This is a genomic window from Bradyrhizobium japonicum USDA 6, assembly GCF_000284375.1.
Classification (GTDB): Bacteria; Pseudomonadota; Alphaproteobacteria; order Rhizobiales; family Xanthobacteraceae; genus Bradyrhizobium; species Bradyrhizobium japonicum.
In genome coordinates this window covers 2386344-2403130 of the sequence record NC_017249.1, presented here as the reverse complement: position 1 = coordinate 2403130, position 16787 = coordinate 2386344, and the positions used below count along the sequence as shown (strand labels likewise).

16 protein-coding genes are annotated in these 16787 nt (G+C 65.1%); 7 read left to right on the top strand and 9 right to left on the bottom strand.

All coding sequences use genetic code 11. The features are described 5' to 3' along the window. Window positions 1-84: 84 nt before the first annotated feature. Window positions 85-282 carry a DUF1858 domain-containing protein gene (locus BJ6T_RS11225; protein ID WP_014492467.1) on the bottom strand — a complete coding sequence of 66 codons (198 nt, stop codon included), beginning with the start codon at window positions 280-282 and terminating at the stop codon, window positions 85-87. A 94-nt stretch (window positions 283-376) separates the two neighbouring features. Beyond that, window positions 377-1729 carry an oxygen-independent coproporphyrinogen III oxidase gene (hemN, locus tag BJ6T_RS11220; protein ID WP_014492466.1) on the bottom strand — a complete coding sequence of 451 codons (1353 nt, stop codon included), beginning with the start codon at window positions 1727-1729 and terminating at the stop codon, window positions 377-379. Between the two features lie 159 nt (window positions 1730-1888). On the opposite strand from hemN, the gene BJ6T_RS11215 reads away from it, so the two are divergent. From BJ6T_RS11215 to BJ6T_RS11205, 3 genes are all read left to right on the top strand, one after another. Then, entirely contained in the window at window positions 1889-2095 is a 207-nt protein-coding gene (locus BJ6T_RS11215) for a hypothetical protein (RefSeq protein WP_014492465.1), read from the top strand. A gap of 237 nt (window positions 2096-2332) precedes the next feature. Beyond that, the gene (gene nirK / locus BJ6T_RS11210) at window positions 2333-3430 is read left to right on the top strand and encodes a copper-containing nitrite reductase (protein ID WP_014492464.1); all 1098 of its coding nucleotides are present in this window, start codon (window positions 2333-2335) and stop codon (window positions 3428-3430) included. Window positions 3431-3482: 52 nt separating this feature from the next. Beyond that, window positions 3483-4361, top strand: a complete 879-nt coding sequence (locus BJ6T_RS11205) for a formylglycine-generating enzyme family protein (protein WP_014492463.1) — start codon at window positions 3483-3485, stop codon at window positions 4359-4361. 147 nt (window positions 4362-4508) lie between these two features. Here BJ6T_RS11205 and BJ6T_RS11200 read toward each other — a convergent pair whose 3' ends face one another. The 3 genes from BJ6T_RS11200 to BJ6T_RS11190 are packed head-to-tail and all read right to left on the bottom strand — an operon-like array spanning window position 4509 to window position 6540. Beyond that, complete coding sequence (locus tag BJ6T_RS11200) at window positions 4509-5144, bottom strand: GNAT family N-acetyltransferase (RefSeq protein ID WP_014492462.1); 636 nt, start codon at window positions 5142-5144, stop codon at window positions 4509-4511. A gap of 22 nt (window positions 5145-5166) precedes the next feature. After that, entirely contained in the window at window positions 5167-5817 is a 651-nt protein-coding gene (locus tag BJ6T_RS11195; protein ID WP_011089829.1) for a 3-oxoacid CoA-transferase subunit B, read from the bottom strand. A 15-nt stretch (window positions 5818-5832) separates the two neighbouring features. Continuing rightward, window positions 5833-6540 (bottom strand): CoA transferase subunit A, encoded by a 708-nt coding sequence (locus BJ6T_RS11190; protein WP_014492461.1) that lies wholly within the window; start codon window positions 6538-6540, stop codon window positions 5833-5835. A gap of 272 nt (window positions 6541-6812) precedes the next feature. On the opposite strand from BJ6T_RS11190, the gene BJ6T_RS11185 reads away from it, so the two are divergent. The 4 genes from BJ6T_RS11185 (at window position 6813) to BJ6T_RS11170 (ending at window position 12130) form a co-directional block, all read left to right on the top strand. After that, window positions 6813-8702, top strand: coding sequence for an AsmA family protein (locus BJ6T_RS11185; RefSeq protein WP_014492460.1), 1890 nt, complete (start codon window positions 6813-6815; stop codon window positions 8700-8702). Between the two features lie 208 nt (window positions 8703-8910). Beyond that, the gene (locus tag BJ6T_RS11180) at window positions 8911-10296 is read left to right on the top strand and encodes an ABC transporter substrate-binding protein (RefSeq protein WP_014492459.1); all 1386 of its coding nucleotides are present in this window, start codon (window positions 8911-8913) and stop codon (window positions 10294-10296) included. Between the two features lie 98 nt (window positions 10297-10394). After that, window positions 10395-11267: a carbohydrate ABC transporter permease gene (locus BJ6T_RS11175; RefSeq protein WP_014492458.1), complete on the top strand. Its 873-nt coding sequence runs from the start codon at window positions 10395-10397 to the stop codon at window positions 11265-11267. Continuing rightward, window positions 11264-12130, top strand: coding sequence for a carbohydrate ABC transporter permease (locus BJ6T_RS11170; RefSeq protein WP_014492457.1), 867 nt, complete (start codon window positions 11264-11266; stop codon window positions 12128-12130). The genes BJ6T_RS11175 and BJ6T_RS11170 overlap by 4 nt, the downstream gene beginning before the upstream one ends. 95 nt (window positions 12131-12225) lie before the next feature. Here the strand turns inward: BJ6T_RS11170 and BJ6T_RS11165 are convergent, their stop codons facing one another. The 4 genes from BJ6T_RS11165 to BJ6T_RS11150 all read right to left on the bottom strand — a co-directional run bounded on the left by BJ6T_RS11165 (window position 12226) and on the right by BJ6T_RS11150 (window position 16656). After that, window positions 12226-13038: an ABC transporter permease gene (locus tag BJ6T_RS11165; RefSeq protein ID WP_014492456.1), complete on the bottom strand. Its 813-nt coding sequence runs from the start codon at window positions 13036-13038 to the stop codon at window positions 12226-12228. Window positions 13039-13042: 4 nt separating this feature from the next. Further along, complete coding sequence (locus BJ6T_RS11160) at window positions 13043-13957, bottom strand: ABC transporter permease (RefSeq protein WP_014492455.1); 915 nt, start codon at window positions 13955-13957, stop codon at window positions 13043-13045. Beyond that, complete coding sequence (locus BJ6T_RS11155; protein WP_028170236.1) at window positions 13954-15126, bottom strand: ABC transporter ATP-binding protein; 1173 nt, start codon at window positions 15124-15126, stop codon at window positions 13954-13956. Before BJ6T_RS11155 ends, BJ6T_RS11160 begins: the two co-directional genes overlap by 4 nt. A 75-nt stretch (window positions 15127-15201) precedes the next feature. Next, entirely contained in the window at window positions 15202-16656 is a 1455-nt protein-coding gene (locus BJ6T_RS11150; protein WP_014492453.1) for a glycerol-3-phosphate dehydrogenase, read from the bottom strand. Between the last annotated feature and the right edge of the window lie 131 nt (window positions 16657-16787).

Here is a 16787-nt window from a genome sequence, read left to right as displayed (position 1 = left end):
TAGGGGTGAGGGCGCTTCCGCTTACGGCGCAAGCCTGCCCTCACCCGGGAATCCGCGCACGACCCGCGCGAACTCCGACCCGCCTCACGCCGGCACGCATTCGCACAGCGCGGCGAGGAATTTGTCGCGATCGATGCCATGCTCGCGGCAGGCGTCTTCCACGGTATGGAAGGTCGCGATCGGACAGCCGACGCAAGCCATCCTGAAGGCGAGGAACACGCGGATCGTGTGCGGTGCCGCGCGCATGATGTCATCGACCAGATCGTCGGATCGGAAAGGCATGGACAACTCCGTTCCGAAGTGACGATAGCCGAGTGGGTCCGAGCTTCTTTGTTGAAGCGCAAGCTGTTGCCAGGTCCTTTGCCGTCATTCCGGGCTACACCGCCCTGCTGTGCAACTGCTTCGCCGGGTCCAGATGCGCGTCGAACGCCGCGGCAACGCTGCGGACCAGGAAGCGCGAGTCGCTTGCGACCGCGAGACGGTCGCCGTCGAGCCTGACGATGCCATCCGAGATCAACGGCTTCAGGCGCGCGGCCGATTGCAGCATCGCTTCGGGTTCCGCACCATGGCGCGCACAGATGTCGCCGAGATCGGCGCTGAACTCGCACATGATGCGCTCGATGATGTCGGCGCGGAGCCGGTCGTCGTCGGTGAGCCCGTAGCCCTTCGCGGTGGCGAGGCGGCCGGCGGCGATGCTCTGCGCGTAGGCGCCGATCTGCACCTGGTTCTGCACATAGCCCTGCGGCAGATGCCCGATCGCGCTCGCGCCGAACCCGAGCAGGACTTCGCCCTTGTCGGTGGTGTAGCCCTGAAAATTGCGCCGCAGCGTCCGCTCCTCAAAGGCCACGGCCATTGCATCGTCGGGGCGCGCGAAATGGTCGAGCCCGATCTGCACGTAACCGGCCTCCTTCAACGCATTCGCGATCGCGCAGGCCTGGTCATGACGCGCGAGGCCGTCGGGCAGCACGGCCTCGTTGATCATGCGCTGGTGCTTCTTGAAGTCAGGCACATGCGCATAGCCGAACACCGAGAAACGATCGGGCCCGAGCTCCAGGCTGCGCCGAACGGTGTCCAGGCAGGACGCGACGGTCTGGTGCGGCAGCCCATAGATGAGGTCGAAGTTGATCCCGTTGATGCCGGCGCGATGCAGCCTGTCGACGACGGAAGCCGTCTGCTCATGGCTCTGCACGCGATTGATCGCGCGCTGCACGGCCGGATCGAAGCTCTGCACGCCCAGGCTTGCACGGTTGACGCCGGAGAGCCGCATGGCCTCCACCATCTCCGATGTCAGCGTGCGCGGGTCGATCTCGACCGCGATCTCGGCCGAGGGCAGCACGAAGAACGAATGGCGCATCGCCGCCATCAACTCGGCAAAGGCCTCCGGCGCCATGATGGTCGGCGTGCCGCCGCCGAAATGGATGTGCTCGACCTTGATGCGGCGGCCGATGGTTTCCGACACCTGCGCGATCTCGCTGCGCAGCGTCCGCTGATAGGCCGCGATCAGCCCGTCGCGGCGGACGATCTGGGTATGGCAGCCGCAATACCAGCACATCTCGCGGCAGAACGGCACGTGCAGATAGAGTGACGCGCTGGCGCCTGCCGGAAGCCCGGCGAGCCATTCGGCATAAGTATCCGGGCCGACCGCCGGCGAGAAATGCGGTGCGGTCGGATAGCTCGTGTAGCGCGGCAATCTCTCATCGCCGTAGCTCGCTGCGAGATCGGTCCTCATATCTTACCCATTCGTAAATCGATGCCGCGCGGTGGCGCGGCAAATCCCGGATGGCATTGGATGACCCGTTTTCGGGCGGACCACCTTGCGCTCGCTCAAAGTCCGAGCGCCGGATCGAAGCCATGATGACGTTCAATCATGACTCACTGGAGATAGGCCATGGCGTCGCTCGCGCTCGATCTCGTTCTCTGGCTCACCGGCGTTCGCGGTCATATCCCGCGCTTCGACGATTTTCGTCCCGCCCCCGCAGCACCCTCCTTCGGCGCAGGTCATCTCGTGCGGGTGCTGGCGATCACCGCCGCCATCCTTGCCGCGCTGTCGCTCGCGGTCTGGGGCACGGTCTGGATTGCGATCCAGCTTCTCTGATCGACGGCCATAGTTTCGCAATCGAGCGCAGCTGAACATGCGAACGATTTGCCGCTGGCGCAACTGACGCCGCGCGACGTCGTGCGCTTCGCACGGCCGATACGCGCTTCGGCAAACCTCCTAAGGATTTTACCGGAGGCGAATTCGGCAAAAGCTTGTCGCAGCGCAAACACTCTTGCCGTAACAGGCGCAGACTGCATCCGTCATCAAAACCCTTTCAGATGAAGGATGCTTCCGATGTTCACCCGCAGAGCCGCATTGATCAGCGCCGCCGCGACCGCCCTGATGCTCGCGACACCCACGCTCGCCGCCGGCGACCTCAAGCTGCCGCGGCAGAAGGTCGAGCTGGTCGCCCCGCCCTTCGTGCACGCGCACGAGCAGGCCACGACGCAGTCGCCCAAGATCGTCGAGTTCAAGCTCAACATCGAGGAGAAGAAGGTCGTCATCGACGACAAGGGCACCACGTTCCAGGCCATGACCTTCAACGGCTCGATGCCGGGCCCGCTGATGGTCGTGCATGAAGGCGACTATGTCGAGGTGACGCTGGTCAATCCCGCGACCAACACCATGCCGCACAACATCGACTTCCACTCCGCGACCGGCGCGCTCGGCGGCGCCGAGCTCACGCTGGTCAATCCCGGCGAGCAGGTCGTGCTGCGCTGGAAGGCAACGCGGACCGGCGTGTTCGTCTATCACTGCGCCCCGGGCGGCCCGATGATCCCCTGGCATGTCGTCTCCGGCATGAACGGCGCGGTGATGGTGCTGCCGCGCGACGGCCTGAACGACGGCAAGGGCCACGCGCTGAAATACGACAAGGTCTACTATGTCGGCGAGCAGGACATGTATGTGCCGCGCGACGAGAAGGGCAAGTTCAAGTCCTACGATTCGCCGGGCGAAGCCTTCACCGAGACCGAAGAGGTGATGAAGAAGCTGATCCCCTCCCACGTCGTGTTCAACGGCAAGGTCGGCGCACTCACCGGCAAGAACGCGCTGACGGCCAGGGTCGGAGAGAACGTGCTGATCGTGCATTCGCAGGCCAATCGCGACAGCCGTCCGCACCTGATCGGCGGCCATGGCGATTATGTCTGGGAGACCGGCAAATTCTCCAACGCGCCCGAGACCGGGCTCGAGACCTGGTTCATCCGCGGCGGCTCCGCGGGAGCGGCGCTCTACAAGTTCCTGCAGCCCGGCATCTACGCCTATGTCACGCATAATCTGATCGAGGCCGCCGACCTTGGCGCCACCGCGCACTTCAAGGTCGAAGGCAAGTGGAACGACGATCTGATGACCCAGGTGAAGGCGCCCGCGGAGATACCGGCCCCCAACACCAACTAGACGCGACAAGGGGCCGGTCATCGCCGGCCCCTTCCTTCTTCGGGGGACGACCATGCTGATCGCATTCAAGCTGAAACTGCTGCTCGCCTGCGCCGCCGGGCTCGCAGGGCCGATCGCGGTGGCGCCGCTGGTCTCGGACATGGCGGTCCATGGCACGGCGACGGAGCCTGCCGTCGTCAGGGTCGCGCCGGGCGGTCTCTCCTATCGCGAGGCCGGCGATTTCACCCGCGCGGGGCTGCAGGCCGAAGTGCCGCTGCGCGCAATGCGCTTTGACCGGCCGCTGCACATCATGCGGCACCAGGTCTCGTCATCCGACTATCAGCTCTGCGTGCAGGATGGCGCGTGCCGCACCCTCGATCGCGGCGTCGCGATGGCGCCTGATCGTCCCGCGGTCCAGGTGAGCTGGCACGATGCGCAGGCCTATGCGGGCTGGTTGTCGCGCAAGACCGGCCACACCTATCGCCTGCCGAGCGACGCGGAATGGGCCTTTGCGGCCGGCTCCCGGTTCAGGGACGACGGCGCGCCTGTGGACGCAGACGATCCTTCAAAGCGTTGGCTCAGCCGCTACGAGCGTGAATCCGAGCGCAACCTCTCCGACACGACGGCCTATCCGTTCGGCAAGTTCGGCGCGAACGAGCATGGAATCGAAGATCTCGCCGGCAATGTCTGGGAATGGACGTCGACCTGCTTCGTGCGCTCGCGGATCGACGAGGCCGGCAAGGCCGGCCGGGCGACCGTGAATTGCGGCGTGCGCGTCGCCGAGGGCGCGCACCGCGCCTACGTCACCGACTTCATCCGCGACGCCCGCGCCGGCGGCTGCGCGCAGGGCGTGCCGCCCGCCAATCTCGGCTTCCGCCTCGTGCGCGAGGAGCCGTCATGGGTCGCAAGCGTGTCGGCGCGGTGGGGCAAGGTGTGGGCGGCTAGATCGTAGTGACACGCCCCCGCTGTCATTGCCCGCGAAGGCGGGCGATCCAGCATTCCGAGACCGAGAAGCCGCAGCATACTGGATGCCCCGCCCCCGTGCGCAATTGCGAACTAGGCGGGGCATGACAGCGTCAAATGCGGAGACCAGGTGTGCTCACATCGTTCGCGCAAACATGCGAAATCCGGGCGCGCCGATGATCGCCTCGAACGCGGGGTCGCGCTTCTCTTCGGCGAAGACAAATCCTGCCTTGGCGTAGGCGCGTTCGGCCGGCTGATTGCCGATCAGGAACGATATCGTCGCGCGGGCAAATCCGGCCGCTCGTCCCTTGTCCAGTGCGTGCGCAAGCAACGCCTGCACGAGGCCACGACCGCCATAGGCGGGATCGGTCGCGACGTGCTCGATCATCCAGTCGCCCTCGCCGCCCTGAACCCAGCAGGCGCGCGTGTAGGTGCCGCGGCGACGGATGGCTTCCAGCTCCGGCGCGGCAAGCCCAGTCGCGGCTCCGACTTCCTCGATGGCACGCCAGGCCGCAGGTCCCGTGCCGGCCGCCGGCAGTGCGCACAAGGCGGCAGCAGGCTTGCCATCGATCTCGGCGATCAGGAATTGCGAGACATGCCACATCGACACCGCGTGTGCGGTCGTGATGCGCGCGATGAAATCGCGGCACTGCGCCTGGGGCAAGCCGAGCGTGACGTCGAACCAGCCGCGCGGCCGGTAGCCGCGCTGCGACGACAGGATGGTTTGAGCAATGAAATCGGCGTCTTCGGGACGCGCAGACCGTATCGTCATGCGCGCCCCCTTAGCGACGACCTTACGTGTTCTTCAGCGCGACGCGGAATTCGGCTTCGGTCTTGGCCTTGACCTCGTCGAGCGAGACGCCGTCGGCGAGCTCGATCAGGGCCATGCCGCCGTCGCCATGCTTGTCGATGGTGAAGACGGCAAGGTCGGTGACGACCATGTCGACCACGCGCTCGCCGGTCAGCGGCAGATTGCACTTCTTCAGCAGCTTCGAGCCGTCCTTGGCCGAATGCTCCATCACGACGACGACGCGCTTGACGCCGGCGACGAGATCCATCGCGCCGCCCATGCCCTTGACCATCTTGCCAGGGATCATCCAGTTGGCGAGATCGCCGTTCTGGGCCACCTGCATGGCGCCGAGGATCGACAGGTCCATGTGGCCGCCGCGGATCATCCCGAAGGAATCCGCGCTTGAGAAATACGAGGTCGACGGCAGCTCGCTCACGGTCTGCTTGCCGGCATTGATGAGGTCGGCATCCACCTCGTCCTCATAGGGGAACGGGCCCATGCCGAGCATGCCGTTCTCGCTCTGGAGGCTGACATCGACGCCATCGGGGATGAAGTTCGAGACCAGCGTCGGGATGCCGATGCCGAGATTGACGTAGTAGCCGTCACGCAGTTCCTTGGCGGCGCGCGCAGCCATCTGTTCACGGGTCCAGGCCATCTTAGTCTCCTGATCTCAAGCTGCCGTGCGCGGGCGGGTGTTGCGGAATTCGATGCGCTTCTTGGCCGTGCCGACCTCGACGATGCGCTTCACGAAGATGCCGGGCGTGTGGATGTGGTCGGGATTGAGTTCACCGGCCGGAACCAGATGCTCGACCTCGGCCACCGTGATCTTGGCGGCGGTCGCCATCATCGGATTAAAGTTGCGCGCGGTCTTGCGGTAGATCAGGTTGCCGGCGGTGTCGCCCTTCCAGGCGTGCACGATGGCGAGGTCGGCGAACAGGCCGCGCTCCATCAGGTATTTCTCGCCGTCGAACTCCTTCACTTCCTTGCCTTCGGCGATCAGCGTGCCGACGCCGGTCTTGGTGTAGAAGGCCGGGATACCGGCGCCGCCGGCGCGGATGCGCTCGGCCAGCGTGCCCTGCGGATTGAATTCGAGTTCCAGCTCGCCGGCCAGGAATTGCTGGGCGAACAGCTTGTTCTCGCCGACATAGGACGAGATCATCTTCCTGATCTGGCGGGTTTCGAGCAGGCGGCTGAGGCCGATGCCGTCGACGCCGGCATTGTTGGAGACGACCGTCAGGCCCTTGACGCCGGACTCGCGGATCGCGTCCGACAGCTCCTCGGCGATGCCGCAGAGGCCGAAGCCGCCCGACATGATCATCATGTTGTCTTTCAGAACGCCTTCGAGAGCCGACTTGGCGTCGGGATAGACCTTGTTCATGCAAATAACCTTCGGGTGAACCTTCGGCTGGCAGGCGTCGCGCCTCATTGGCGGCGATTATTAGGCGAAATCCTCCAAAGCCGTCAATGATACGGGGTTCTCCGTTCCGCCCTCCGGTGATAGAAGCTGCCCACGCCGTGGGCAGAACCGTCCGCGGCCTTGAAAGCGACAAGAAAACCCATCAAGTTGCGGGGGTTGGGCGTGGGCACGCGGGTTTCCCGGTCCGCCCTTCCGGCTCCAGCGACCAACCCGATCAGGACATGCCATTGACCATGGCCCAAGGAATGAAGCGCCTCGGGACGCCGATCGCGGCGCTGCTCGGCCTCGCGCTGATCGCCCTGATCGCGACCTCCTGGCTCATCAACCGCGACGCGCTGCGCAAGGCGGTGGAAACGCAGATCCGCGACGTCACCGGGCTCGAGCTCAGCGTGGCAGGCAGCATCGACATTTCGGTGCTGCCGGCGAGCTACATTTCGTTCCATGACGTCGGCCTGAAGGGCGGCGGCACCAGCGATCCCGCGCTCCATGTCGACGTGCTCACCGCCAATCTCCGGCTACTGCCGCTGCTGCTGCAGCGGTTCGAGATCGCCGACCTCACCCTGCTGCGGCCGCGCATCCATGTCAGCCTGAAGCAGGATGGTGAAAGCAACTGGACGCCCTTCATCCAGACCATTGCGCGCACCATGAAGCCGGGCGCCGACAACCAGGTGTCGTTCTCCGAGATCAGGATCCAGGACGGTGTGCTCAATTACGAGGACGCCACCACCCACGCCGCCGAGAAGTTCGAGGACATCGACCTGTCGCTGGCCTGGCCCTCGATCTCGCGGTCCTTCGCCGCGACCGGACAATTCGACTGGCGCGGCGAGCGCGTCGACGGCTCGATCAGCTTCGCCGATTTCGTCGCCGCCCTCTCCGGCGACCGCTCCGGGCTGAAGGCACGGATCGCCAGCGCCCCGCTCAAGCTCGCCTTCGACGGTAGCGTCGCCAACCGCACCAGCCCGATGATGGAAGGCACGCTCACCATCGACAGCCCGTCCTTGCGCAACGCGCTGCGCTGGACCGGTCAGCCGCAGCCAGGCAGCGGCGGCTTCGGCCGCTTCGCGCTGAAGGCGCGCGCCAATGTCGTCGGCGCCTCGATCGCGCTCACCAACGTCAATGTCGAGCTCGACGGCAACACCGCCGAGGGCGTGATGACCTACGCCAATAACGGCCGGCAGACACTGCAAGCGACGCTTGCCGCCGACGCGCTCGACTTCACACCTTATATCTCGACCTTCCGCCTGCTCGCCAGCGGCGCCCGCGACTGGAACAGGCAGCTGTTCGATCTCAACGGGCTTTCGACCACCGACCTCGACATGCGCCTGTCGGCAGCCAGGCTGACAGTCGGGACGTCGAAGCTCGGCCGCACCGCGATCGGCGCCAATTTGCGCAACGGCACGCTGGCGCTCTCGGTCGGCGAAGCCCAGGTCTATGGCGGCATCGCCAAGGGCTCGTTCGGGATCGCGCGCTCCGACACCGTCGCCGACGTCAAGGCGCAATTCCAGTTCACCGATGTCGATCTCCAGGCCTGCGCCTCCGAATTGTTCGGCCTCAACAAGCTGTCCGGCCGCGGCAACATCAACGTCTCGCTGCTGGCCTCCGGCTCGAGCCCGTTCGGCCTCGTGCAGTCGCTCGACGGCACTGCCACCGTGACCGGGCACGACGGTGCGATCTCGGGCTTCAACGCCGAGCAGCTCCTGAAGCGGCTGGAGCGGCGGCCGCTGTCGGGTGGCGGCAATTTCCGCAACGGCTCGACCCCTTTTGACACCCTCACCATCGCGGTGAAATTCTCCGATGGGATCGCCACCGCCGAGGACATCCGCATCGAGGGGCCGGCTGCGAAGATCACGCTGACGGGCACTGCCTCGGTGCCGACGCGCGAATACGACATGAAGGGCGTGGCGAGCCTCAATACAACGTCCGGCTTTCAATTGCCTTTCATGGTGCAGGGTCCCTGGGACGATCCGCTGATCTTCCCCGACCCCGAAAGCCTGATCCGCCAGTCGCCTGCGGCGTCCCCCTTCCTGGACCTCCTGAAGCGGCGCATCACCGGCGAGAAGCACCCTGCGCCGACAGATTCGCCGACGGCCGAGAACGCCAAGGAAAACGCGAAGTCCAACTGAGGACGGCGATCGTCCGGCGCTGCCGGACCATCGCGAATTGATCCGGCCGAATTGATGCGGCGATTGGATCGATGCGCGGATTAAGCATCTCCGCCGGCCCGACACCCCACGACCTATGTCTGACAAGATGCCGCTAGATCGGCTGACGGCCATGCGCTAGTGTTTTATACGACCGGTTAAAAACACCGGCCGTTTGAGGGAGAAAAACGTGAGATCCAAGGTTATTGGCGCAGTTTCATTGGCGGTCGCTGCGGTTGGGCTTTTTGCGGCCACTGCACCCGCCTTTGCGCAGCAGAAGACGATCACGGTCTGGTGGGGCAAGGGCTTCTATCGGTCCGAAGACGACGCGCTGATCGAGACGATCAAGAAGTTCGAAGCCAAGACCGGCATCAAGGTCGAATTGTCGCAGTACGCGATCCAGGACATGATTCCGAAGACGGTGGCCGCGCTCGATGCCGGCACCGTGCCCGATGTCGCCTATTCCGATTCCTACGACGTGCAGGCGCAGGGCAAATGGGCCTATGAGGGCAAGCTCGAGGACCTCACGGACGTCATGGAGCCGATCAAGGATCGGTTCGTGCAGAACACGCTGGACGCGTCGATCCTCTATAACGACGTCACCAAGAAGAAGGCCTATTACGGCTTCCCGCTGAAGCAGCAGAGCATGCATGTCGAGATCTGGAACGACATGCTGGAGAAGGCCGGCTTCAAGCTGAGCGACATCCCGACCGACTGGGCGGGCTACTGGACGTTCTGGTGCGACAAGGTGCAGCCGGGGATCCGTAAAGCCACCGGCCAGCGCATCTACGGCGTCGGCCAGCCGATGGGCGTTGAATCCACCGACGCCTTCCAGTCGTTCTACACCTTCATGGACGCCTACCACGTCAAGCTGGTCGACGACGACGGCAAGCTCCTGGTCGACGATCCCAAGGTGCGCGAGAACCTGATCGGCGCGCTGAAGGATTACACCGACACCTATATCAAGGGCTGCACGCCGCCCTCTTCCACAACCTGGAAGGACCCCGACAACAACGTCGCCTTCCACAACAAGACCATCGTGATGACCCACAACTTCACGATCTCGATCGCGGCGAAGTGGTTCGAGGACTCGCAGAACCAGGCGCTCACGCAGGAGCAGCGCGACGCCGGCAAGAAGGCCTATGAGCAGGACATCGTGACGGCGTCCTTCCCGAAGGCGCCCGACGGTTCGACCATCCGCTACCGCTCCGACGTCAAGACCGGGCTGGTGTTCACCGCGGCCAAGAACAAGGCCGAGGCCAAGCAGTTCATCAGCTTCCTGCTCCAGGAAGAGAATGTTCGCCCCTATATCGAGGGCGCGCTCGGCCGCTGGTTCCCGGTGACGAAGGAAAGCCAGGCCAGCCCGTTCTGGCAGGCCGACAAGCATCGCAAGGCGGTCTATGCCCAGTTCACCGGCGGCACCGCCGCGTTCGACTTCACCAAGAACTGGAAGTTCACGATCCTCAACAACGAGAACGTCTGGGCCAAGGCGATGAACCGGGTCGTCAGCGAAAAGGTCCCGGTCGACAAGGCCGTCGACGAGCTGATCGCCCGCATCAAGCAGGTTGCAGGCTAAGTTTTCTTTCTTCCTCTCCCCGCTGGCGCGGGGAGAGGCGAAACGCTAATACCGGCCGCCTCAGTGCGGCCGGAAGTCCTTTCAAAGAGTCCTGAAGAATGTCGATTACGCTCTCTGGCGATCAGTCGATGCCCGCTCCGCCCCTGTCGTCGCGGCTGACCCCGGCGCAGGTCTGGGGCATCGTGCTGCTCGCGCCCTATCTGCTCGTCTTCCTCGCCTTCGTCGTCTATCCCGTCTGCTACGGGTTGTGGCTGGCGCGGGCGCCGTCGAATTATGTCGCGCTGTATCACGATCCGATCTTCGCGCGCGCTGCGATCAACACGCTGATCTTCCTGGTCATCGGCATCAACATCAAGATGCTGATCGCGCTGTTCCTGTCCGGCTTCTTCGCGCAGCAACGCACCTGGATCAAATGGCTCTCGGTGATCTTCATCCTGCCCTGGGCGGTGCCGTCGATCCCGACCATCCTGTCGGTGCGCTTCATGCTCAATCCCGAATGGGGCGTGATCAACCACCTCATCTTCTCCTTCACCGGCGATGACGGCCCGAACTGGCTGAACGACCCGACCGTGGCGCTGAGCATGGCGATCGGCGTTCACATCTGGAAGTCACTGCCGTTCTGGACGCTGATCCTGATCACCGGACGTCTTGCGATCGCGCACGATCTGTTCGAGGCCGCCGAGGTCGATGGCGCGAGCTGGTGGCAGAAATTCCGCTACATCACCTGGCCGTCGATGCAGACGCTCTACGTCACCTGCACGCTGCTCTCGATGATCTGGACGCTCGGCGATTTCAACAGCGTCTATCTGCTCACCGGCGGTGGCCCGGCTGACCTCACGCACGTGCTGTCGACGCTGGGTATCCGCTATCTCCGGCTCGACCAGCTCTCGCTCGCGATGGCCTCCATCGTCTGCGCGATGCCGTTCGTCCTGCCGCTCGTGTACTTTATGATGAAACGGTTGTCGCGATGAAGCTTCCCGGCGTAAGCGAATTTTCCTGGCGCGACGTCGCGACCGAAGCGCGGCTGCTGCTGATCGGAATTCCCGTCTTTCTGTGGACGATGATTCCGATCTACCACATGTTCCTGTTCGCGATCTCCCCGAAGGAGGACGCGTTCTCGGGCAAGCTGTGGCCGGATCATCCGACGCTCCACAACTTCGAGATCGTGTTCAAGCAGCAGCACTACTTCCTGCGCGACTTCTACATCCAGTTCTGGAACTCGACGGTGATCGCGGTCTCCGTCGGCGTGCTGACGCTGTTCATTGCGACCGCGGCTGCGTTCTCGATCTCGCGGCTGAAGGTGCCGGGCGGACGCGGCGTGTTGAACCTCGCGCTCTTCACCTATTTTATTCCGGCCGCGTTCCTCGCCGTGCCGATGTACCGCACCATGGGCAATTACGGCCTGCTCAACAATCACTGGTCGCTGATCCTGGCCATGGTGACGATCGCCAGCCCCTACGCGATCTGGGTGCTCAAGCAGGCCTCCGATAAGCTGCCGGTCGAGCTGGACGAAGCCGCGGTGATGGACGGCGCGACGACGCTCCAGATCTTCCGCCTGGTCTACCTGCCGCTGATGATGCCCTCGCTGGTCGCGATCGGCACCTATGCGGTGCTGCTCGCCTGGAACGAATATCTCTACGCGTTCCTGCTACTGTCCAACGACCGCGAGATCACCCTCCCCGTCGCGCTCGGCAACTTCCTCGCTGCCGACGATTCGCCGTGGGAGCTGTTGATGACCACCGGCTTCATTTACGCGCTGCCGCCGGCCGCGGTCTACTACGCCTTCCGCCGCTACATGGTGGGCGGGCTTACGGCAGGCGCGGTGAAGTCCTAGGGACTTCTCGTCATTGCGAGCGTAGCGAAGCAATCCAGAATCTCTCCGCGGCGGCAGTCTGGATTGCTTCGCTGCGCTCGCAATGACAGCCGAGCCTACAGCGGCGCCGCGCTCTCGCCCTGCGAGCTCGAGAGTTTCGAGGCAAGCGAGGCGATGACGATGACCACCGCGATCAGGGCGATCACCAGCGTGCAGATCGCGTTGATCTCGGGCTTCACGCCAAGCCGCACCTCCGAGTAGATCCGGATCGGCAGCGTCGCCGAGCCGGGGCCGGTGGTGAAACTCGCGATCACGAGATCGTCGAGCGACAGCGTGAAGGCCAGCATCCAGCCCGCCACGATCGCGGGCGCGATCAGCGGCAGCGTCACGGCGACGAACGCGCGAACCGGGTTGCAGCCGAGGTCCATCGCCGCCTCCTCCAGCGAACGGTCGAGCGAGCCGAGGCGGGACTGCACGACCACCGCGACGAAGCACATCGTCAGCGTGGTATGCGCGATCGTCACCGTCCAGAAGCCGCGCTCGGCGTTGAGCGCGACGAACAGCAGCAGTAGCGACAATCCGGTGATCACCTCCGGCATCACCAGCGGCGCGTAGAGCATGCCCGAGAACAGCGTGCGGCCGCGAAACCGCTCGCCGCGCGACAGCGTAACGGCTGCGAGCGTGCCGAGCAGCGTGGCGATGGTCGCGGAGGAGACCGCGACCCGCAGGCTCATCCAGGCCGCCTCGATCATGGCGCGGTCGTTGAAGAACTCGCGGTACCAGCGCAGCGACCAGCCGCCCCACACCGTCACCAGCCGCGAGGCATTGAAGGAGTAGATGACGAGGATGAGGATCGGCAGATAGAGGAATGCCAGACCCAATGCGAGCGAGGCGATGTTGAAGCGGGACAGGCGGGAGACCTTGCGCATTGCTTCAGCGCCCCTGTTCGAGCTGCCGCTTCTGCAGCCGCTCGTACAGCAGCAGCGGCACCAGCAGCACCACCAGCAGCACGATCGCCGCCGCGGAGGCCACCGGCCAGTCCTTGTTGGTGAAGAATTCGAGCCACAGGGTCTGGCCGATCATCAGCGAATTGGAGCCGGCCAGAAGGTCCGGGATCACGAACTCGCCCACGATGGGGATGAAGCACAGCAGCACGCCCGCCCCGACGCCGGGCAGCGACAGCGGAAAGGTCACGAGCCAGAACACCTGCCAGGGCGGCGCGCCGAGATCAGAGGCCGCCTCCTCCAGCACCGGCTCCATTTTCGCGAGCGTGGCGTAGAGCGGCAGGATCATGAACGGCAGATAGGAATAGACGATGCCGATATACATCGCACTGTCGGTCGAGAGCCACACCACGGGCTGGCTGACCAGATGCAGCGCGAGCAGGATCTGGTTCAGCAGGCCGTCGTGCTGGAGGATGTTGATCCAGGCGTAGATGCGGATCAGGAACGAGGTCCAGAACGGCACGATCACCAGCACCATCGCCACCGCCTGCCAGCGCTTCGGCAACCGCGCCATGCCATAGGCGATGGGATAGCCGATCACGAGCAACAGCGCAGTCGCGGTCACGGCGACGGTGAGGCTGCGCACATAGGCGAACACGTAGATGTCGTCTGAGGCGAGCAGCTTGAAATTGTCGATCGACAGCGCGGCGAACGCCGCCTTGAGCGTCTCCCATCCCGCCATCAGGTCGAACACCGGCTCGTAGGGCGGCTGCGCGATCGCCGTCTGCGACAGGCTGATCTTGAGCACGAAGCCGAACGGCACCAGGAAGAACAGCAGCATCCAGACATAGGGCGCGATCGCGGCAAAGCGCGCGGGTCTTGCGAAGATGCGGCGCGAGCTCATGATTGCAGCACCACGCAGTCGTCGGGCGTGAACCAGGCGACGACATGCTGGTTCAGGCTGTAGGCGTCGACGTCGAGGCGCGCGCTGTTGGGGACCGACGCCTGCAGGATTCCGCCGGCATCGAGCTTCACCTTGTAGGTGGTGGTGCCGCCGAGATAGCAGATGTCGGTGACCACGCCGTCCAGGCTGTTGATCGCCGTCTCACGACCGGCCTCGCTGACCGGGCCGCGGCGCGACAGCTTGACCTTCTCGGGGCGGATCGCGACCGACAGTTTTCCCGCGCCGACGCCTTCGCGCGGCTCGGCCACCACCAGCGCACCCGCATCACGCGTGCCGATGATCAGACGATGGCCGTCGCGCAATTTGGACTCGCCGTCGAACAGATTGATGTCGCCGACGAACTCCGCGATCCAGCGCGAGCGCGGCGCTTCATAGAGCTCGCGGGGGCTCGCGACCTGGGCGAGCTTCCCAGCCTTCATCACGCCGATCCGGCTGGCCATGGTCATGGCCTCCTCCTGGTCGTGGGTGACGATGATGAAGGTCATGCCGAGCCGGCGCTGCAGCTCCATCAGCTCGCCCTGCGTGCTCTCGCGCAGCTTCTTGTCGAGCGCCGCGAGGGGCTCGTCGAGCAGGAGAAGCTGCGGCCGGCGCGCCAATGCACGCGCCAGCGCCACACGCTGGCGCTGACCGCCGGAGAGCTGGTCGGGCTTTCGCTTCTCCAGCCCCTCGAGCTTCACCAGCGCAACCATTTCCGCCACGCGCGTGGCGATGTCGGCGCGCGCCATGCCGGCCCGCTTCAGGCCGAAGGCGATGTTGTCGCGCACGGAGAGATGCGGAAACAGCGCGTAGTTCTGGAACATCATGTTGATCGGCCGCTCGTGCGGCAGCGCCTGCGCGATGTCCCGGCCGCCGAGCAGGATGCGCCCCTCGTCCGGCGCCTCGAACCCGGCGAGCATGCGCAGCAGCGTGGTCTTGCCGCAGCCGCTCGGCCCGAGCAGCGCAAAGAACTCGCCGGCCTTGATGTCGAGCGACACGCCGTCGACGGCCCGGAACGTCCCGAACGTCTTGGCGACGCCCTCGATGCGCAGCAGCGGCTGCCCCGCCGCAGGAAGCGCATCTCCGCCAGCCGCATTGGCCGCGGCGTCTGTTCTGGGCAATTCGTCCGTCATGGTCCCTGCCAACCCCGATTCCGCCGCACGCTAGCGGCCGATCGTTCCTAGCTCAACCGGTTCGGGGCGCGTCGTTCACATCACATTCGCCATGAACACGGCCAGCGCGTCACGGTCCGCCGCGGGCATCGTCAGGCCGAGCTTGGAACGCCGCCACAGAATATCCTCGGGAAAGCGGGCCCATTCCCGGGTCATCAGATAGCGCACTTCGGCGCCGGTCAGTTCGGGGCCGAAGGCGGGGCCGAGTTCGTCGCGGGTCTTCGCCTCGCCGAGCACCGCCGGCAAGCGTGAGCCGTAGGCCGCAACCAGACGCTGGGCCTGCGGCTCCGACAGAAAGCGCCAGCGGTCGCGGGCGACCTCGGTGTCGAAACGATCCCAGGCAAAGTCTCCGCCGGGCAGCGCGGCGCCGGCCGTCCAGGGCGGCGACATCGGATAGAACGGCGTCAGCTTCGTCACCGCCCGCTCGGCGCGCAGGCGCGAGGTGGTGACGTCGCCGCCGAACATCGTGATCAGCGGCGCTTTGCGCCGGCGCGCGTGGAACAGCGTCGTCCCGTCACGCCGCCGCACGGACGCTAGCGTCAGGTTGACGCCGGAGACCGCGCGCACCACGTCGGTGGGCGCGACGCGCTCGCGGAAATAGCGGCTGGCGGCCTCGCAGAGATAGCTGACGTCGGCCCCAGGCATCGCCACGATCGCGGGATCACCGGTGAAGTCACGAGTGACGGTGCCGATCAGCGTGAAATCGCGTTCAAAGGGGCTCGCGAAGATCAGCCGCCCATCGCTGTTCTGGAAGACGTAGACGTTATCGGACTCGAACAGCCGTGGCACGATGATCTGGCTCATCTGCATGGCCGCCATGGCGGGCTGCGGCTGGCGCAGCACGGTCTCTGCGACGATCGACGTCCAGCCGCCGGTGGCATTGGCCAGCGCCCGGGCCGTGATCGCGCGGCGATGGCCACGATCGACCACCGCGAGGCGCCATGTGTCGGTTCGATCGGCGCGGACACAGCGCGCCCCGGTCCGGACCGCAGCGCCGCGCTCGGCGGCATCCAGCGCCGTCAGCACCACGAGGCGGGAATCATCGACGACGCAGTCCGAATATTCGAAAGCCGTGCCGAATGGACGCTTCAGCGCGTTGCCAACCGGATGATGCGTGATGTCGAGGGTCGTCGCGGCGGGCAGGCCGCTCCGACCGGTGAGGCTGTCATAGAGGTACAAGCCGGCGCGCAGCAGCCAGGGTGGACGCTCCTCGGAATGGGCCGGGATCACGAAGCGCATCGGCCGGACCAGATGCGGCGCGATGGCAAGCCAGGTCCGGCGCTCGGCCAAAGCCCGGTGCACCCGCCAAAAACCGCGGCGTTCCAGCACCGACAGATCGCCATGGATCAGCCGCGGCGTCGCGGATGACGCCGCGCCGCCGAGATCGCCCTGCTCCAGCAGAATGACCCGCAGGCCGCGGCCGGCCGCATCGCGGGCGAGGCTGACACCGTTCAGGCCGCCGCCGATGATCGCAAGGTCGTAATCCGCCATGAAGCCGTCGAATGGGAGCTAGCGCCCGCCATCACTAGAGCCATTTCCGCTCCGATGAAATCGGAACGGGGCTTTGGATTCTTGTTTTGACGGGTTTTCTTTGCGCGAACCGGTATCCACTTGGCTCGAAG

Bases quoted from the DNA above. Each gene is read 5' to 3' on its own strand.
- BJ6T_RS11205 (WP_014492463.1), top strand. From the start codon at position 3,483: ATGCTGATCGCATTCAAGCTGAAACTGCTGCTCGCCTGCGCCGCCGGG.
- nirK (WP_014492464.1), top strand. From the start codon at position 2,333: ATGTTCACCCGCAGAGCCGCATTGATCAGCGCCGCCGCGACCGCCCTG.
- BJ6T_RS11200 (WP_014492462.1), bottom strand. From the start codon at position 5,144: ATGACGATACGGTCTGCGCGTCCCGAAGACGCCGATTTCATTGCTCAA.
- BJ6T_RS11170 (WP_014492457.1), top strand. From the start codon at position 11,264: ATGAAGCTTCCCGGCGTAAGCGAATTTTCCTGGCGCGACGTCGCGACC.
- BJ6T_RS11185 (WP_014492460.1), top strand. From the start codon at position 6,813: ATGGCCCAAGGAATGAAGCGCCTCGGGACGCCGATCGCGGCGCTGCTC.
- hemN (WP_014492466.1), bottom strand. From the start codon at position 1,729: ATGAGGACCGATCTCGCAGCGAGCTACGGCGATGAGAGATTGCCGCGC.
- BJ6T_RS11165 (WP_014492456.1), bottom strand. From the start codon at position 13,038: ATGCGCAAGGTCTCCCGCCTGTCCCGCTTCAACATCGCCTCGCTCGCA.
- BJ6T_RS11195 (WP_011089829.1), bottom strand. From the start codon at position 5,817: ATGGCCTGGACCCGTGAACAGATGGCTGCGCGCGCCGCCAAGGAACTG.
- BJ6T_RS11175 (WP_014492458.1), top strand. From the start codon at position 10,395: ATGTCGATTACGCTCTCTGGCGATCAGTCGATGCCCGCTCCGCCCCTG.
- BJ6T_RS11160 (WP_014492455.1), bottom strand. From the start codon at position 13,957: ATGAGCTCGCGCCGCATCTTCGCAAGACCCGCGCGCTTTGCCGCGATC.
- BJ6T_RS11155 (WP_028170236.1), bottom strand. From the start codon at position 15,126: ATGACGGACGAATTGCCCAGAACAGACGCCGCGGCCAATGCGGCTGGC.
- BJ6T_RS11215 (WP_014492465.1), top strand. From the start codon at position 1,889: ATGGCGTCGCTCGCGCTCGATCTCGTTCTCTGGCTCACCGGCGTTCGC.
- BJ6T_RS11150 (WP_014492453.1), bottom strand. From the start codon at position 16,656: ATGGCGGATTACGACCTTGCGATCATCGGCGGCGGCCTGAACGGTGTC.
- BJ6T_RS11190 (WP_014492461.1), bottom strand. From the start codon at position 6,540: ATGAACAAGGTCTATCCCGACGCCAAGTCGGCTCTCGAAGGCGTTCTG.
- BJ6T_RS11225 (WP_014492467.1), bottom strand. From the start codon at position 282: ATGCCTTTCCGATCCGACGATCTGGTCGATGACATCATGCGCGCGGCA.